Source organism: Rhodanobacter sp. UC4437_H4 (genome assembly GCF_052978425.1).
Genome location: NZ_CM129673.1, coordinates 2,959,388 through 2,975,735, shown reverse-complemented (window position 1 = coordinate 2,975,735; position 16,348 = coordinate 2,959,388). Strand labels below are relative to the sequence as shown.

Sequence of the window (16,348 nt, the reverse complement as noted above, 5' to 3'; positions counted from 1 at the left end):
TCAGGCGCCGCGCAAACGTTCGACGAAGCGCCGCGGCGCAGCCTCGAAACCGCCGTTGGACATGAACACCACCTGGTCGCCCGGCCGCACCTGCCGACCCAACTCGGCGATCAGCGCGTCGACGGTCGGCACCGCGGCGCCGCGGCCGCCGAGGGCTGCCGTCACCGCACCGGCGTCCCACGGCAACTCGGCACGCTGGAGGATCAACACGCCATCGGCGTCGGCCAGCGACGGCGCCAGCGCCTCCGCATGCGCGCCCTGCCGCATCGAGTTGGAACGCGGCTCCAGCGCCACCAGAATGCGCGCGTCGCCGACCTTCGCGCGCAGCCCGGCCAGGGTGGTGGCGATCGCGGTGGGGTGATGGGCAAAGTCGTCGTACACGCGCACGCCATTCACTTCGCCGACCAGTTCCATCCGTCGCTTCACGCTCTCGAAGTTGGCGAACGCCGGCAGCAGCGCACGCGGATCGGCGCCGGCGGCCGTCGCCGCGGCCAGCGCGGCCAGCGCGTTCATCACGCTGTGCTGGCCCAGCAGCGGCCAGCGCACCTCGCCGAGCCGCTCGCCGCCGCGGTGCACCGCGAACGCCGAGCCGTCCGCCTCGATCAGCGTGGCCTGCCAGTCGCCGCGGCCGATGCCGAAGGTTTCCACCGGCGTCCAGCAGCCCATCGTCAGCACCTCGGCGAGGCGCTCGTCGTGCGCATTGACGATCAGCCGGCCGTTGCCCGGCACGGTGCGCACCAGGTGATGGAACTGGCGCTGGATCGCGGCCACGTCGGGGAAGATGTCCGCGTGGTCGTACTCGAGGTTGTTGAGGATGGCGATGCGCGGGCGGTAGTGCACGAACTTCGAGCGCTTGTCGAAGAACGCGGTGTCGTACTCGTCCGCTTCAATCACAAATGGCGCCGCCACCGGCGGCACGACACTCCCTTCTCCCGCCGGCGACCCTTGGGGAGTCCCCTCGCGGGTGAGAAGGTGGCGCGCAGCGCCGGATGAGGGTCCGGGGCTTGCGTGTCCCGATGTGCTCCCCAGCCTCGCCGACACCCCGAAATTCCCCGGCACGCCGCCGACCAGAAACCCCGGCGCCATCCCCGCACTCTCCAGCAAATGCGCCAGCAGGCTGGTGGTGGTGGTCTTGCCGTGGGTGCCGGCCACCGCCAGCACGTCGCGCTCGGCCAGCACCGTCTCGCCCAGCCACTGCGGGCCGGAGACGTAGCGCAGGCGCGCATCGAGCAGGTACTCGACGGCCGGATTGCCGCGCGTCATCGCATTGCCGACCACCACCAGGTCGGGCCTGGCGTGATCGGGCCCGGGCTGCAGGTGTTCGGCGGCGTAGCCGCTCATCAGGCCGATGCCGAGCGCCTCCAGCTGGGTGCTCATCGGCGGATAGACGTTCGCGTCGGAACCTTCGACCGTGTGGCCCAGTTCGCGCGCGAGCGCGGCGACGCCGCCCATGAAGGTGCCGCAGATGCCGAGGATGTGCAGACGCATGCCGAGCGACTCCGTGAAATCCGCTCCGCCGGAGCGGGAAGCGCTCAGCCGTTCGCGGCGGCAGCTTCGTTCTGCAGCGCGCGCTCGATCCGCGCGGTGACCTCGGCCAGCTCGCCGACGCCGTCCACCACCTGCAGCTTGCCGCGGCCGGCGTAGAAATCCGCCACCGGCGCGGTCTGCTCGGCATAGATGGCCAGGCGCTTGCGCACGGTGTCCGGGTTGTCGTCGGCGCGGCCCTCCGCCTTGAAGCGGATTTCGCAGCGGCCGATGATCGCCTGGTTCGGCACCTCCAGCTTCACCACCGCGTCCAGCGGCTGGCCGAGCTTGGCCAGCAGGTGGTCGAGCGCGTCGGCCTGGGCCAGGTTGCGCGGGTAGCCGTCGAGGATGAAGCCGGCCTTCGCGTCGGCCTGGGCCAGGCGCTCTTCCAGCATGCCGAGCAGGATGTCGTCGGAGACCAGCTGGCCGGCGTCCATCACCGCCTTGGCCTTGAGCCCCATCGCGGTGCCCGCGGCGACGGCGGCGCGCAGCATGTCGCCGGTCGAGATATGCGGAACGCCCAGCGCCGTTTTCAGCCGGGCCGCCTGCGTACCTTTGCCCGAACCGGGCGCGCCAAGTAGGACGAGTCGCATAATGCTCCACGAGTTCGGCGGGTCGCCGCACGCTGCAGCAGCCCGCCCGATGCACGAAATTGCCGTCAAATTAGCCGCTGCACCGGGTGCCGTCAAACAGCGACCTTCGTCGCATCCGGCCAAGTATTTGTTGCATAAAAAGATTTGCCGGCACCGTTGCCACGCTTCCACTGCCCTATCGAGGATCCCATGAGCCCGAGCCGCCGTTCCCCCGCCGTCACCGGCAACCTGCTGTACGCCCAGTCCGGCGGCGTCACCGCGGTGATCAACGCCACCGCCGCCGGCGTGATCGAGGCCGCCCGCGGCAAGGGCGTGAAGGTGTACGCCGCGCGCAACGGCATCCTTGGCGCGCTGCGCGAGGAGCTGATCGACACTTCGAAGGAATCGGCCGCCGCGATCGCCGCGCTGCGCCACACCCCCGGCGGCGCGTTCGGTTCGTGCCGCTACAAGCTGAAATCGCTGGAGGACAACCGCGGCGAATACGAGCGGCTGATCGAGGTGTTCCGCGCCCACGACATCCGCTGGTTCCTCTACAACGGCGGCAACGATTCGGCCGACACCGCGCTGAAACTCTCGCAGATCGGCAAGACGCTCGGCTACGACATCCGCTGCATCGGCGTGCCGAAGACGGTGGACAACGACCTCGCCGTCACCGACTGCTGCCCGGGCTTCGGCTCGGTGGCGAAGTACACCGCGATCTCCACGCTGGAGGCCAGCCTCGACGTGGCCTCGATGGCCGAGACCTCGACCAAGGTGTTCATCCTCGAGGTGATGGGCCGCCACGCCGGCTGGATCGCCGCCGCGGCGGGCCTCGCCGGCGACGATGCGGACGCGGCACCTCACCTCATCCTGTTCCCCGAGAACGCGTTCGACGAGGCGGCGTTCCTGGCGAAAGTGAAGGCCACGGTAGAGCGCGTGGGCTGGTGCACCGTGGTCGCCTCCGAAGGCGTGCGCAACGCGGCCGGCCAGTTCCTCGCCGAGGCCGGCACGCGCGACGCGTTCGGCCACAGCCAGCTCGGCGGCGTGGCGCCGGTGCTGGCCGCGCTGGTGAAGGAAAATCTCGGCTACAAATACCACTGGGCGCTGCCGGACTACCTGCAGCGCTCGGCGCGGCATGCCGCCTCGCAGGTCGACGCCGAGCAGGCGTACGCCGTGGGCAAGGCCGCGGTCGACTACGCGTTGGCCGGGATGAACGCGGTGATGCCGGTGATCGTGCGCACGTCCGACGCGCCGTACCGCTGGAAGATCGCGCCCGCGCCGCTGGCGAAGATCGCCAACCGCGAGAAGAAGATGCCGAAGAACTTCATCAGCCGCGACGGCTTCGGCATCACCGCCGCCGCCCGCCGCTACCTCGCCCCGCTGATCCGCGGCGAGGCGCCGTTGCCCTACGGCAAGGATGGCCTGCCGCGCTACGTGCGGCTGAAGAACACGGCGGTGACGAAGAAGCTGGCGGCATTCGGGCGCTGAACTCCACGGCTTCCGTGACCGGCGTCACCGTGCTGAGCGCCACCTGAAAACCGGGGCGCCCGCATAGGCTTGCGTTCAGCCGCAGCTTCTTACGCTCCATCCTGCCCGGGTCGATCGCCGTGCCGTTGCGGCCACGACCCTCCACGGGAGGAGACTTGAGATGAAACTCATCCACCGCCTGCTCATCGCCCTCGCCCTGCTCGGCACCGGCAGCATCGCGCTGGCCGCTCCCGGCCCCGGTCCGGGCGACCACGGCCGATACGACCACGACCGGGGTCACGACCGTGGCCACGACCGCCGCCATGACGACCGCCGCTGGCACGACGACCGCCGCCACGGCGACTGGCGCCGGCATGATGACCGCCGCTATGGCTACGGACACCGCGATTACCGCTACGCCGGCCCGCGCTATTACCCGGTGCGCCACCATCGCTGGGAACGCGGCCACCGCTACTACGGTCCGACCTACGTCGTGCGCGATTACCGCTACTACCGCCTGCGCCCGCCGCCGCGCGGCTACCACTGGGTGCGCGCGGACAACGACTACCTGCTGGTCGCGATCGCCACCGGCATCATCCTGGACTACGCCCTGCGCTGAGTCCGCACCAGGCTGACCGATCCGGGGGCCGCGCATCCGTGCACGGCCCTTTTCGCTGATGGACGGCGCTGCGCCGCACAACGGCCTGCGCCGTCGCCTCTGCCTATACTCCCCGGGACCGCCCGTTCCGGACGGCCACTTACAACCCATGGGGAGGCTCCGATGCTGCAGCAGTATGGCTGGTGGATCGTCGTTGCGTGTGCGGTGGTGGCGGTTCTGTATGGCGCGCTGTCCGCGCGCTGGATCCTGGCGAAATCGCCGGGCAACGAACGGATGCAGGAGATCGCCGCGGCCATCCAGGAAGGCGCACGCGCCTACCTCAACCGCCAGTACACCACCATCGGCCTGGTCGGCGTGGTGTTGCTGCTGCTGATCGGTTTCTTCCTCAACTGGCCGACCGCGATCGGCTTCCTGCTCGGCGCGATCCTGTCCGGGGCGGCCGGCTACATCGGCATGAACGTCTCGGTGCGCGCCAACGTGCGCACCGCCGAGGCGGCGCGCAGCGGACTCGGTGCGGCGATGGACGTGGCGTTCCGCGGCGGCGCGATCACCGGCATGCTGGTGGTTGGCCTGGCCCTGCTCGGCGTGGCCGGCTACTGGCTGGTGCTCGGCCACTTCGGCGTCACCGGCGAGACCGCGCTGCACGCGCTGGTCGGACTGGCCTTCGGCAGCTCGCTGATCTCGATCTTCGCGCGCCTGGGTGGCGGCATCTTCACCAAGGGCGCGGACGTCGGCGCCGACCTGGTCGGCAAGGTGGAGGCCGGCATCCCCGAGGACGACCCGCGCAACCCGGCGGTGATCGCCGACAACGTGGGCGACAACGTGGGCGACTGCGCCGGCATGGCGGCCGACCTGTTCGAGACCTACGCGGTGACGGTGATCGCCACCATGCTGCTGGCCGGTCTCACCTTCGCCGACAACCTCGCTGCCGTGCTGTACCCGCTGCTGCTCGGCGGCGTGTCGATCATCGCCTCGATCATCGCCACCTTCTTCGTCCGGGTGAAGGCCGGTGGCTCGATCATGGGCGCGCTGTACAAGGGCGTGATCGTGTCGGCGGTGCTCTCGGCGGTCGCGTTCTGGTTCGTCACCGGCAGCCTGCTGCCGCAGGGCCTGGCCGCCGGCGACGGCAGCGTCATTTCCAGCCACGCGTTGTTCCACTGCGCGCTGATCGGGCTGGTGCTGACCGGCCTGATCGTGTGGATCACCGAGTACTACACCGGCACGCAGTACAAGCCGGTGCAGCACATCGCGGCGGCCTCGACCACCGGCCACGGCACCAACATCATCGCCGGCCTCGGCGTGTCGATGAAAGCGACCGCGATGCCGGTGATCGTGATCTGCGCGGCGATCTGGGGTGCCTACAGCCAGGGTGGCCTGTACGGCATCGCGATCGCCGCCACCGCCATGCTGTCGATGGCCGGCATGATCGTGGCGCTGGATGCCTACGGCCCGATCACCGACAACGCCGGCGGCATCGCCGAGATGGCCGACCTGCCGCCGGAAGTGCGCGGCGTCACCGACCCGCTGGACGCGGTGGGCAACACCACCAAGGCGGTGACCAAGGGCTATGCGATCGGCTCGGCCGCGCTGGCCGCGCTGGTGCTGTTCGCCGACTACACGCACAACCTCGACGTCGCCGCCCAGGCCAAGGCATTGGCCGCGGGCACGGCGTATTCCCCGCTGACCTTCGACCTGTCCGACCACATGGTGATCATCGGCCTGCTGATCGGCGGCCTGATCCCCTACCTGTTCGGCGCGATGGCGATGGAGGCCGTCGGCCGCGCCGCCGGCGCGGTGGTGGAGGAAGTGCGCCGCCAGTTCCGCGACATCCCCGGCATCATGCAGGGCACCGGCAAGCCGGAGTACTCGCGCGCGGTGGACATGCTGACCAAGTCGGCGATCCGCGAGATGATCGTGCCGTCGCTGCTGCCGGTGGCGGTGCCGATCGTGGTCGGCCTGCTGCTGGGGCCGAAGGCGCTCGGCGGCGTGCTGATCGGCACCATCGTCACCGGCCTGTTCGTGGCCATCTCGATGACCACCGGCGGCGGCGCCTGGGACAACGCCAAGAAGTACATCGAGGACGGCCACCACGGCGGCAAGGGCTCCGAGGCGCACAAGGCCGCGGTCACCGGCGACACCGTGGGCGACCCGTACAAGGACACCGCCGGCCCGGCGGTGAACCCGCTGATCAAGATCATCAACATCGTGGCGCTGCTGATGATCCCGCTGCTGTAACCGAAGCCATCCCATCCGGCTCGACGAAAATCCCGCTGCGGCGGGATTTTCGTTCGCCGCCACCGGCGCCCGACGGCCAGCGGCCGCATGGGATCCGCTCGATCGCCGGCAATTCCGCGCTCGCCCCCAAAGGAGAAACCTCATGCGACTGGTCTGGCTCACCCTGGCACTCGGCGTCACACTGGCGGGCATGAATCCTGCCGACGCCAGCGATACCCCAACCGCGAAAACCCCTGCCGACCAGGCCGCCACCGACGATCCCTGGCTGTGGCTCGAAGACATCCACGGCACCCGCTCGATGGAATGGGTGAAACAGGAGAACGCGCGTACGCAGGCGCGCTTCGCCAGCGACGCCAGCTTCGACAAGACACGCGACGCGATCCTGCAGGTACTCGACTCGGACGCACGCATTCCCTACGTCAACCGCATGGGCGGCGAGCTGTACAACTTCTGGCGCGACAAGACCCATCCGCGCGGCGTCTGGCGCCGCACCACCCTGGCCGAATACCGCAAGGCCGAGCCGAAATGGGAGGTGCTGCTGGACATCGACGCGCTGAACAAGGCCGAGGGCAAGCGCTGGGTGTTCAAGGGCGTGCAATGCCTCAAGCCGGCGTTCGAACGCTGCCTGGTGTCGCTGTCGCCCGACGGCGGCGACGCGGTGGCGGTGCGCGAGTTCAGCATCCCGAAGAAGGCCTTCGTGAAGGGCGGCTTCGAGCTGCCGGTGGCCAAGAGCGATGTCGGCTGGATCGACGAGGACACCATTTACGTGGGCACCGACTTCGGCCCCGGTTCGATGACCGCCTCCAGCTATCCGCGCATCGTCAAGGAGTGGAAGCGCGGCACGCCGCTGTCGGCCGCCGCGACCGTGCACGAGGGCAAGCACGACGACCTCGCGGTCAGTGCGTTCCACGACCGCACGCCGGGTTACGAGCGCGACTTCGTGTCGGTGGCCAAGGATTTCTTCCACAGCGAGCTGTTCCTGCGCCACGGCGGCAAACTGACACGCCTCGACGTGCCCACCGACGCCGATGCCAACGCCCACCGCGAATGGCTGCTGGTGCAGACGCGCTCACCATGGACGGTCGGCGGCGCCACCTATCCCTCAGGAGCGCTGCTGGCCATCCGCTTCGACGACTTCATCGCCGGCAAGCGCGAGTTCACCGTGCTGTTCAAGCCCGACCAGCACACCGCGCTGTCCAGCTACGCCTGGACCCGCAACCACCTGATCCTCGACGTGCTGGATGACGTCAAGAGTCGGCTGGAAGTGCTCACTCCGCCGCGGATGGCGGGCGCCGACGACGGCTGGCATCCCGAGGTGCTGCCGGGTGCACCGGCGCTCAGCACGGTCAGCGTGGTCGACACCGACCCCGACCACAGCGACGAGTACTGGCTCGACGTGGCCGGCTTCCTCACCCCCGCATCGCTCGAACGCGGCGTGCTGGGCAGCACGCCGGCGGAAACGATCAAGCAGGAGCCGGCGTTCTTCGACGCGTCGAAGTTCACCGTCAGCCAGCACTTCGTGACCTCGAAGGACGGTACCCGCGTACCGTATTTCGAGATCGCGCCCAAGGGCATCAAGCTGGATGGCGCCAACCGCACCCTGCTGTACGGCTATGGCGGCTTCGAAGTGTCGATGCTGCCGCACTACAGCGGCAGCATCGGCCGCGCCTGGCTCGATCGCGGCGGCGTCTACGTGGTAGCCAACATCCGCGGCGGCGGCGAGTACGGCCCGCGCTGGCACAAGGCGGCGCTGAAGGCGAACCGCCCGCGCGCGTACGAGGATTTCGCCGCCGTCGCGCAGGACCTGATCAAGCGCGGCGTCACCTCGCCCGGGCACCTGGGCGCCGAAGGCGGCAGCAACGGTGGCCTGCTGATGGGCAACATGCTCACCATGTATCCGCAGTTGTTCGGCGCGATCGCCTGCGAAGTGCCGCTGCTGGACATGAAGCGCTATTCGCACCTCTCCGCCGGCGCGTCGTGGATGGCCGAATACGGCAACCCGGACACCGCCGACTGGAACTTCATCAAGACCTTCTCGCCGTACCAGAACGTGAAAAAAGACGGCCACTATCCGCCGGTGCTGTTCTACACCGCCACCAGCGACGACCGCGTGGGTCCGGTGCAGGCGCGCAAGATGGCCGCGAAGATGCAGGCGCAAGGCCACCCCGACGTGTGGTTCTACGAGAACCTCGAAGGCGGCCACGGCGCCGGCGCGGACAACCAGCAGTCCGCCCACATGCACGCGATGGCCTACGACTTCCTGTGGGATCAGCTGAAGTAGCGGTGACCGCCGCACGCTCGCGCGGGCGTGCGGCGAAACTGGTCGCTGAAGTATGCTGACACGCCGATCGCAAGCCTTTCCGCCATGCCGTCACGCACCGCCATCAGCCATGAATTGCGCGAGTGGATCCTCGCCACCACACGGGCCGGCCACGGCGTGCCGGACGTGCTCAAGCTGATGAAGGACAACGGCTACGACCCGCGCCAGAGCCGCAGCATCGTCGCCGAAGTGCTGAAGCTGCCGCTGGCCGCGCTCAACGCCGGCACCACTTCGCCCGCACCGCGCGGCCTGCGCACCAGACACCCGGAGGCGCCGGCGGTCTGCGTCGACGGCCACGCCATAGGCGTGTCGCTGAGCGTCGACGAACCGCCGCTGCGCGTGCTGGAAAACATCCTGGACGACGCCGAATGCGCCGAACTGATCGAGCTGGCGCGGCCGCAGCTGGCGCGCGCGCTGACCGTCGACGACGACGGCAAACAGCAGGTGGACCAGCGCCGCACCAGCGAAGGCATGTTCTTTTCTATCGGCGAACGGCCGCTGATCGCGCGCATCGAGCAGCGCCTGGCCGGCCTGCTCGGCCTGCCGGTCAACCACGGCGAAGGGCTGCAGATCCTGCATTACCGCCCGGGCCAGGAGTACGAGCCGCATTTCGACTGGTTCGACCCCGCCTTGCCCGGCTACGACGCCATCACCCGTTCCGGTGGCCAGCGCATCGCCAGCGTGGTGATGTACCTCAACACGCCCGAACTGGGCGGCGGCACCGCCTTCCCCGAGCTGGGCCTGACCGTCACCGCGCGCCGCGGTTCGGCCGTCTATTTCGCCTACGAAGGCGGCGACCCCCGCTCGCTGCACGCCGGCCTGCCGGTGATCTGCGGTGAAAAATGGATCGCCACCAAGTGGCTGCGCGAGCGGCCCTACCGCCAGGGCGGTCGCGGCTGACAAGCGGTGCTGCGATGCAGCAGCGTTTGGCGTATCCTAGCGGACTGTTTTTCCCCCGCTTGAGGATTCCCATGGGTCTGCATCTTGTCCCCGCCGGTCGCGACGTGCCAAACGAAATCAACGTCATCATCGAGATCCCCAAGGACGCCGAGCCGGTCAAGTACGAGGTGGACAAGGAATCGGGCGCGATCTTCGTCGACCGCATCCTGTCCACGCCGATGCGCTACCCGTGCAACTACGGCTACGTGCCGGGCACCCTGGGCGGCGACGGCGACCCGCTGGACGCGGTGGTGATCCTGCCGTTGTCACTGGCCGTGGGCTCGGTGATCCGCTGCCACCCGGTCGGCATGCTGCAGATGACCGACGAGGCCGGCGCCGACGAGAAGCTGGTGGTGATTCCCTCGCCCAAGGTGTTCCCGGGCTACGCCCACATCAACGACATGAAGGGCGTCTCGCCGCACTGGCTGCAGCGCATCGGCCACTTCTTCGAACATTACAAGGATCTGGAGCAGGGCAAGTGGGTCAAGGTCGAGGGCTGGGTCGGTGCCGAAGAGGCCAAGGCCGAAATCCTGGCCGGCATCGCCCGCTACAAGGCCGAGCACGGCTCCAAGGCCTGAGCCCGAAGGCGATGCAATGCAAGAGCCCCGCCCGTGCGGGGCTCTTGCGTTGGGGCCGCATCAGCCGCGCTTGAGCAACTCGCGCAGGTCGATCAGCGCCGCATTGGCGCGCGACACGTAGTTCGCCATCACCAGAGAATGGTTGGCGAAGAAACCGAACGGCGAACCGTTCAGCACCATCGGACTGTGCAGCGGGCGCTGCGCCTCCTCCAGCTCGCGGATCACCTGTTCCAGGCTCACGTCGGCGTGCTTGGAGCGCAGGATCGGGCCGAAATCGCGCTGGATCGCCTTGAGCTGTTCCAGCAGCGTCCAGGTGTAGCCGCGTGCTTCGTAGAAGTTGTCGTCGATCTGCGTCCACGGGGTCTTGACCAGCCGGCCGCCGCCGGGCGCGGCCACGGTGGATGCGCTGACCGGATCGGAGGCGTCCACGTCGCCGATGCGGATCTGGCCCACGCTGGCGGACAGCCGCTGCGACAACGAGCCCAGCCGCGACGACACCAGCTGCAGGTAATCGGCCAGGTTGTCGGCGCGCGCGTAGAAGTGCGCATTGCTGTCGTCGGCATCGCCGAGCCGCGCCAGATAGCCGTCCAGATACTTGATCGCCTTGCGGTACTGACTCTCCGAGCTGGGCAGCAGCCAGCGGTCGTTCGGGCTGTTGAGCAGCGGGTCGGCCCCGGCCAGGTCCTTGTCCTCGGTCGACTGCGTCTGCGAGCGGCTGAAGTCGTTGCGCAGCGCGCGCACCAGGTCGCGCGAGGCGGTCAGCGAGCCGAATTCCCAGTTGGGGATGTTGTCCAGCAGTACGCCCGGCGGCAGCTTGTCGTTGCTGAGGTAGCCGCCGCGCTTGTCGAGCAGGGTGCGCACCGAGGCGATCAGGGTGACCGTGGTGGTGGCGCCGGTACTCACCGGCCGCTTCAATTCCTGCATCCGGGCCTGGGTGGCCGCCACCGGATCGAACAGCGCCGGCTCGGTATCCCACCACCACATCGACGCCGCGATCAGCAGCACCAGCACGGCGACCACGGCCAGGATCGCCCGGCGCAGGCCGCGGCGCGGCGCGGGGGAAGTGTCAGGGGTCAACATCGGACGGCTCCTGCGGAGGTGGCGAGCGGAGTCCGCAGCTTACAACGCGACCACCCCGGCGCTGTCGGGCGCATCTCGCTCGCGGCGGCGAGGTTCCGCCGCACAGGCTTTGCCGCGAGGCCGTGCCATCGCCGTATGCTTGCCATCGCCCGACGGCGCATCGCGCAGCGCGTTCGCTCACCGATGTTTACCCGCCGCCCCGGAGACATCCACATGAAAGCCGTCGCCCTCACCCGCTACCTGCCGATCGACGATCCGCAATCGCTGTTCGACGTGGAACTGCCCACACCCGCGCCGGGCGGGCGCGACCTGCTGGTGCGCGTCGAGGCCGTGTCGGTGAATCCGGTCGATACCAAGCTGCGCGCACCGAAGCCACACGTGGAAGCACAACCGAAAGTGCTGGGCTACGACGCCGCCGGCACGGTGGAAGCCGTTGGCAGCGCGGTGGCAGGTTTCAAGCCGGGCGATCGCGTGTATTACGCGGGCGACGTCACCCGCCCGGGCAGCAATGCGCAGTTCCAGTTGGTGGACGCGCAGTTGGCCGCGGCGATGCCGCACAGCCTGGATTTCGCCGACGCCGCAGCGCTGCCGCTGGTGGCGATCACCGCGTGGGAGTTGCTGTTCCAGCGCATGCCGTTCGACAGCGAGCACGGCGGCGAGGGCCAGTCGTTGCTGGTCATTGGCGGCGCCGGCGGCGTCGGCTCGATCGCGATCCAGCTGGCGCGGCGCGCGGGGTTCACCGTGATCGCCACCGCCTCGCGTGCCGACAGTACCGACTGGTGCCGCGCGATGGGCGCGCAGCACGTGGTGAACCATCGACAGCCGCTGGCGCCACAACTCGCCGCGCTGGGTTTCGCGACCGTCGACGCCGCACTCAATCTCGCCGACACGGATGCCTACTGGGACGAACTCGGCGCGCTGCTGGCGCCGCAAGGCCACGTCGGCCTGATCGTGGAACCGCATGGCGCGCTGCGCATCGGCGATCCGTACAAGGCCAAATGCATCGGCATCCACTGGGAGTTCATGTTCGCCCGCGCGCGCTTCCACACGGCGGACATGGCCGAGCAGGGGCGCATTCTCGCCCGCGTGGCAGAGCGGGTGGATGCCGGCGAGTTGAGGGGCATCCGGCGCGAGACGCTGAACCCGATCAACGCGGCGAATCTGCGCGAGGCACATCGCCGGCTGGAATCGGGCAGCAGCATCGGCAAGCTGGTGCTGGCCGGCTGGTAGGCCGCCCGATCGACGGTGCCATCAGCGGCGCTTGCGGACCACCGCTTTCCCGCCGCTGGCCCTGGTCGAGGGTGCCGGCTTGGCAGGCTCGCCCTTCTTGCCGAGCTGCTCCAGCAAGGTGTTCATGTCCTCGGCGTGCTCTTCCTCCATCGCCAGGATGCTTTCCAGCACACGGCGGGTGGTGGGGTCGGCGGTGCCCACGTAGTCGATCATCTCGCGGTAGCTGTCGATGGCGATGCGCTCGGCGACCAGGTCCTCCTTGATCATGTCGACGATGTCCTCGCCTTCGACGTAGTCGGAGTGGCTGCGCGTGAGCAGGCCCTCGGGCGACAGGTTCGGTTTGCCGTCGAGCTGGGTGATGCGCTCGGCGAGCAGGTCGGCGTGTCCCTGTTCCTCGTTGGCGTGCTGCAGGAACTCTTCCTTGATCGCCTGCGAGTGGATGCCCGAGGCCATGTAGTAGTGGTACTTGTAGCGCAGCACGCAGACGATCTCGGTGGCCAGGGCGTGATTGAGCAGGGTCACCACGGTGGCGCGGTCGGCCTTGTAGCCGGCGGTCATCGCGCCCTTGTCGATGTCCTGGCGGGCGCGTTTGCGGATGTTCTCGATGTCGCTGACGAACGGCTTGGTCTTGGCCATGGCTTGCTCCTGCGGACGGGTGGCGCCGGCTGCGATGAGCTTTCCGGCGCACGGATATCGGCAGAGCATGGGCACCGGCCCGAGAAAGCCGGGTGAAGAACTTGGCGTGGTCAGCGCGGCAGGAAGGCGCGCAGGAAGGTGTCCACGCCCGCGCGCGCGGTCGTCTCGATTTCCTGCAGGTAGCTTTCCGGGCAATTCGTGCAGCCGAACATCTGCCGCATCATCAGGTTGCCCTTGATCAGGGTGAGGAACTGCATGCTGGCCCGGCGCACGTCGTCGATGTCGAGCTTGCCGGCGTCAACCGCCTGCTGCAGCAGGCGTTCCATCAGGCCATGGGTGCGCGTGGCGCCTTCTTCCCAGATCAGCTTGCCGTAGCGCGGGTTGCCCTGGCGGCAGTCGCTGAGGATGGCGCGGAAGGTGCCCACGGTTTCGGCGTTGCAGTCCAGGTGGGCATGGGTCAGCGCCACCCGCAGCAAGGTCTCGCGGATGTCCGCCTGCGGGTCGAAGCGGTAGGTTTCCTCCGGCAGCAGGTCCTGGATGCGCGAGCGGATGACTTCGCGGAACAGGTTGTCCTTGTCGCCGAAATGGCTGTAGACGGTGAGTTTGGACACGCCGGCGTCGGCGGCGATGGCATCCATGCTGGTGCCACTGAAAGCGTTGCTGATGAACAACGCCTTGGCCGCTGCCAGGATGGCCGCACGCTTCTCCATGTCCTTCGGGCGACCGGGTCCCTGGGCTCTGATGGGCGCGCTGGTACTCATGTCCTCCACCTTCAAATACAAATGATCAGCCTTTAGTATACGCTTCGGTTTATTTATTTGCCACGCGGCGGCAATCCGGCCATGGGCGGCGGTCGATCCGATGCGCACGGCGGGGTGACGGACGTCACGCAGCGCCGATGACTTCCGGCACTTCGTGCACCGTGGCGCAGCCGTCAGGCTAGGTGCCAAGCGGCGCCGCCATTGTCGCGGCAGGTGGCAGAGCTTATCCTTCCGGGTTCTTCCGGGACAGCGCAGGCATGCACAGATGGCGATGAATTTCGAACAGGCACGCACGAACATGGTGGAGAACCAGGTGCGTCCGTGGGAGGTACTCGACGGCCGCGTGCTCGACGTCATCAGCCGCGTGCGCCGCGAGGATTTCGTCGCCGCCGAACACCGGCAGCTGGCCTTCGCCGATCTGTGCCTGCCGCTGGGCCATGGCGAGGTGATGATGAAGCCGGTGGTCGAGGGCCGCGTGTTGCAGGCGCTGGACGTGCAGGCCACCGACCGCGTGCTGGAAATCGGCACCGGCTCGGGCTATCTCAGCGCGTGCCTCGCCACCCTGTCGGCACAACTGGTCAGCGTGGACATCCATGCCGATTTCACCGCCGCCGCGAGCGAGCGGCTGCGTCACGCCGGCATCGGCAATGCCAGCCTGGTCACCGGCGAGGCGGTGCGCGCGTGGCAGCCGGATGGCTTGTTCGACGTGCTGGTGGTCACCGGCGCCGTGGCGGAAGTTCCGTCGCGCTGGCGCGCGTGGCTCAAGCCCGGTGGCCGCGCGTTCGTGGTGAGCGGACAGTCGCCGGTGCAGCGCGCCAACCTGCTGGTTCTCGAAGCGACCGGCGAACTGCGCGCGCAAGGCCTGTTCGAGACCGACCTGCCGTATCTGGTGCATGCCGAGCCGGCGCCGCGATTCGTTCTGTAGACCCCCTCCCCGACGTCCCCGATCGACACGAGGCATTCCATGCAATTGAAGCTGCTCACCCTGGCCCTGGCGCTGGCCGCCGTCTCGCTGCCCAGCCATGGCGAGGATCTGCTCGATGCCTATCGCGACGCGCGCGCCAATGACCCGGTACTGGCCCAGGCCGACGCGACGCGGCTGGCCACCGGCGAAGGCGTGCCGCAGGCGCGTGCCGGGCTGCTGCCGCAGATCGACGGTTCGCTCACCCTGCAACAGGCCAACGGCGGCCAGGGCAGCAACAGCCTGGACTTCGGTACCGGCGCCAACAGCTTCCTGTGCAGCGGCATCGCCGCCGGCAGCGGCAACTACACCTGTACCGGCCCGCTGGCGTCCAACGGCACCGCCTCCGACGGCGGCCACCTGCGCACGCGCAGCCTCAATGCCACGCTGACCCAGACCGTTTTCGACTTCAGCAAGTACGCCAACCTCAAGGCCGCGCACTCCGCCAAGGATGCGCAGGACGCGACCTACCAGGCCGCAGCGCAGGACCTGCTGGTGCGCGTCACCGCGGCGTACTTCACCGTGCTCAACGACGAGGATCAGCTGACCTTCGCCAAGGCCAACGAGGACGCGTTCAAGCGCCAGTACGACCAGGCCGACCAGCAGTACAAGGTGGGTCTGTCGGCGATCACCAACGTGTACCAGGCCAAGGCCTATTACGAGAACGCCAAGACCCAGACCATCGCGGCGCAGAACACGCTCGACAACGACCGCGAAGCCTTGCGCGTCATCACCGGCAAGCCGGTGGGCGAACTCAAGAAGCTGCGCGACGACCTACCGATGGACGCGCCCGCGCCGAGCGATCCGCAGGCCTGGGTGAAGCAGGCGCTGGAGAACAACCCGACCTTGCAGGCGCAGCAGGACAACGTGCGGACCGCCGAGCACAACATCACCGCGGCACGCTCGGGCCACCTGCCCACGATCAGCGCCAGCGTGAACTACGGCAAGAGCAGCAGTTGGTACCAGGACCCCGCCCGCATCGGTTCGGAGCGGCCGGCCTCGACCACCATCGGGCTGACCCTGAACGTGCCGATCTTTTCCGGCGGTTACACCCAGTCGCGCGTGCGCCAGTCGATCTACCAGCGCGATGCCGCCAACGACGCACTGGAACTGCAGCGCCGCCAGGTGATCCAGAACACGCTCAACTACTACCGCTCGGTGCTCGCCGGCATTTCGCAGGTGGAGTCGGGCAAGGCCTCGGTGGAGTCCGGCCAGAAGGCGCTGGAAGCCACCCGTGCGGGCTTCGAGGTCGGCACGCAGACCTTCACCGACGTGCTGCTGGCGATCCAGACCCTGACCCAGTCCGAAAGCGCCTATTCGCAGGCGCGCCACCAGTTCATCCTGAACAAGCTGCTGTTGCAGCAGGCCGCCGGCACGGCCGACTTCAAGGACATCCAGGGCATCAACGCTCTGCTGCAGTGAGGCG

The 16,348-nt window shown here is 68.4% G+C and carries 14 protein-coding genes; 9 read left to right on the top strand and 5 right to left on the bottom strand.

Features of this window, described 5'->3' with window-relative positions; all coding sequences use genetic code 11:
• Positions 1–1,488: a UDP-N-acetylmuramate:L-alanyl-gamma-D-glutamyl-meso-diaminopimelate ligase gene (gene mpl, locus ACVCL3_RS13460; RefSeq protein ID WP_447099656.1), complete on the bottom strand. Its 1,488-nt coding sequence runs from the start codon at positions 1,486–1,488 to the stop codon at positions 1–3.
• Positions 1,489–1,532: 44 nt separating this feature from the next.
• Positions 1,533–2,117: an adenylate kinase gene (locus ACVCL3_RS13455; protein WP_027484899.1), complete on the bottom strand. Its 585-nt coding sequence runs from the start codon at positions 2,115–2,117 to the stop codon at positions 1,533–1,535.
• Positions 2,118–2,306: 189 nt separating this feature from the next.
• On the opposite strand from ACVCL3_RS13455, the gene ACVCL3_RS13450 reads away from it, so the two are divergent.
• The 6 genes from ACVCL3_RS13450 to ppa all read left to right on the top strand — a co-directional run bounded on the left by ACVCL3_RS13450 (position 2,307) and on the right by ppa (position 10,254).
• A complete protein-coding gene (locus ACVCL3_RS13450; protein WP_447099655.1) occupies positions 2,307–3,584 on the top strand; it encodes a 6-phosphofructokinase in 1,278 nt (425 codons plus the stop codon).
• 160 nt (positions 3,585–3,744) lie between these two features.
• The gene (locus ACVCL3_RS13445; RefSeq protein WP_447099654.1) at positions 3,745–4,182 is read left to right on the top strand and encodes an RcnB family protein; all 438 of its coding nucleotides are present in this window, start codon (positions 3,745–3,747) and stop codon (positions 4,180–4,182) included.
• A gap of 162 nt (positions 4,183–4,344) precedes the next feature.
• Positions 4,345–6,417, top strand: coding sequence for a sodium-translocating pyrophosphatase (locus tag ACVCL3_RS13440; RefSeq protein ID WP_136257809.1), 2,073 nt, complete (start codon positions 4,345–4,347; stop codon positions 6,415–6,417).
• Between the two features lie 190 nt (positions 6,418–6,607).
• Positions 6,608–8,698 carry a prolyl oligopeptidase family serine peptidase gene (locus ACVCL3_RS13435; protein ID WP_447101531.1) on the top strand — a complete coding sequence of 697 codons (2,091 nt, stop codon included), beginning with the start codon at positions 6,608–6,610 and terminating at the stop codon, positions 8,696–8,698.
• Between the two features lie 84 nt (positions 8,699–8,782).
• Positions 8,783–9,637: a 2OG-Fe(II) oxygenase gene (locus ACVCL3_RS13430; RefSeq protein ID WP_447099653.1), complete on the top strand. Its 855-nt coding sequence runs from the start codon at positions 8,783–8,785 to the stop codon at positions 9,635–9,637.
• Positions 9,638–9,708: 71 nt separating this feature from the next.
• The gene (gene ppa, locus ACVCL3_RS13425) at positions 9,709–10,254 is read left to right on the top strand and encodes an inorganic diphosphatase (protein ID WP_395120270.1); all 546 of its coding nucleotides are present in this window, start codon (positions 9,709–9,711) and stop codon (positions 10,252–10,254) included.
• Between the two features lie 60 nt (positions 10,255–10,314).
• Here the strand turns inward: ppa and ACVCL3_RS13420 are convergent, their stop codons facing one another.
• Positions 10,315–11,334, bottom strand: a complete 1,020-nt coding sequence (locus ACVCL3_RS13420) for a DUF2333 family protein (RefSeq protein ID WP_447099652.1) — start codon at positions 11,332–11,334, stop codon at positions 10,315–10,317.
• 213 nt (positions 11,335–11,547) lie between these two features.
• Here ACVCL3_RS13420 and ACVCL3_RS13415 point away from each other — a divergent pair, with 213 nt between their 5' ends.
• Positions 11,548–12,564: a zinc-binding alcohol dehydrogenase family protein gene (locus ACVCL3_RS13415; protein ID WP_447099651.1), complete on the top strand. Its 1,017-nt coding sequence runs from the start codon at positions 11,548–11,550 to the stop codon at positions 12,562–12,564.
• A gap of 21 nt (positions 12,565–12,585) precedes the next feature.
• Here ACVCL3_RS13415 and ACVCL3_RS13410 read toward each other — a convergent pair whose 3' ends face one another.
• The gene (locus ACVCL3_RS13410) at positions 12,586–13,200 is read right to left on the bottom strand and encodes a ferritin-like domain-containing protein (protein WP_395120273.1); all 615 of its coding nucleotides are present in this window, start codon (positions 13,198–13,200) and stop codon (positions 12,586–12,588) included.
• Positions 13,201–13,310: 110 nt separating this feature from the next.
• A complete protein-coding gene (locus ACVCL3_RS13405) occupies positions 13,311–13,910 on the bottom strand; it encodes a TetR/AcrR family transcriptional regulator (protein ID WP_395136006.1) in 600 nt (199 codons plus the stop codon).
• 316 nt (positions 13,911–14,226) lie between these two features.
• Between ACVCL3_RS13405 and ACVCL3_RS13400 the strand changes: the two genes are divergently transcribed.
• Both ACVCL3_RS13400 and ACVCL3_RS13395 read left to right on the top strand, forming a co-directional pair.
• The gene (locus ACVCL3_RS13400; protein ID WP_395120275.1) at positions 14,227–14,886 is read left to right on the top strand and encodes a protein-L-isoaspartate O-methyltransferase family protein; all 660 of its coding nucleotides are present in this window, start codon (positions 14,227–14,229) and stop codon (positions 14,884–14,886) included.
• 39 nt (positions 14,887–14,925) lie between these two features.
• Positions 14,926–16,344 (top strand): TolC family outer membrane protein, encoded by a 1,419-nt coding sequence (locus tag ACVCL3_RS13395; RefSeq protein ID WP_395120276.1) that lies wholly within the window; start codon positions 14,926–14,928, stop codon positions 16,342–16,344.
• Positions 16,345–16,348 lie beyond the last annotated feature (4 nt).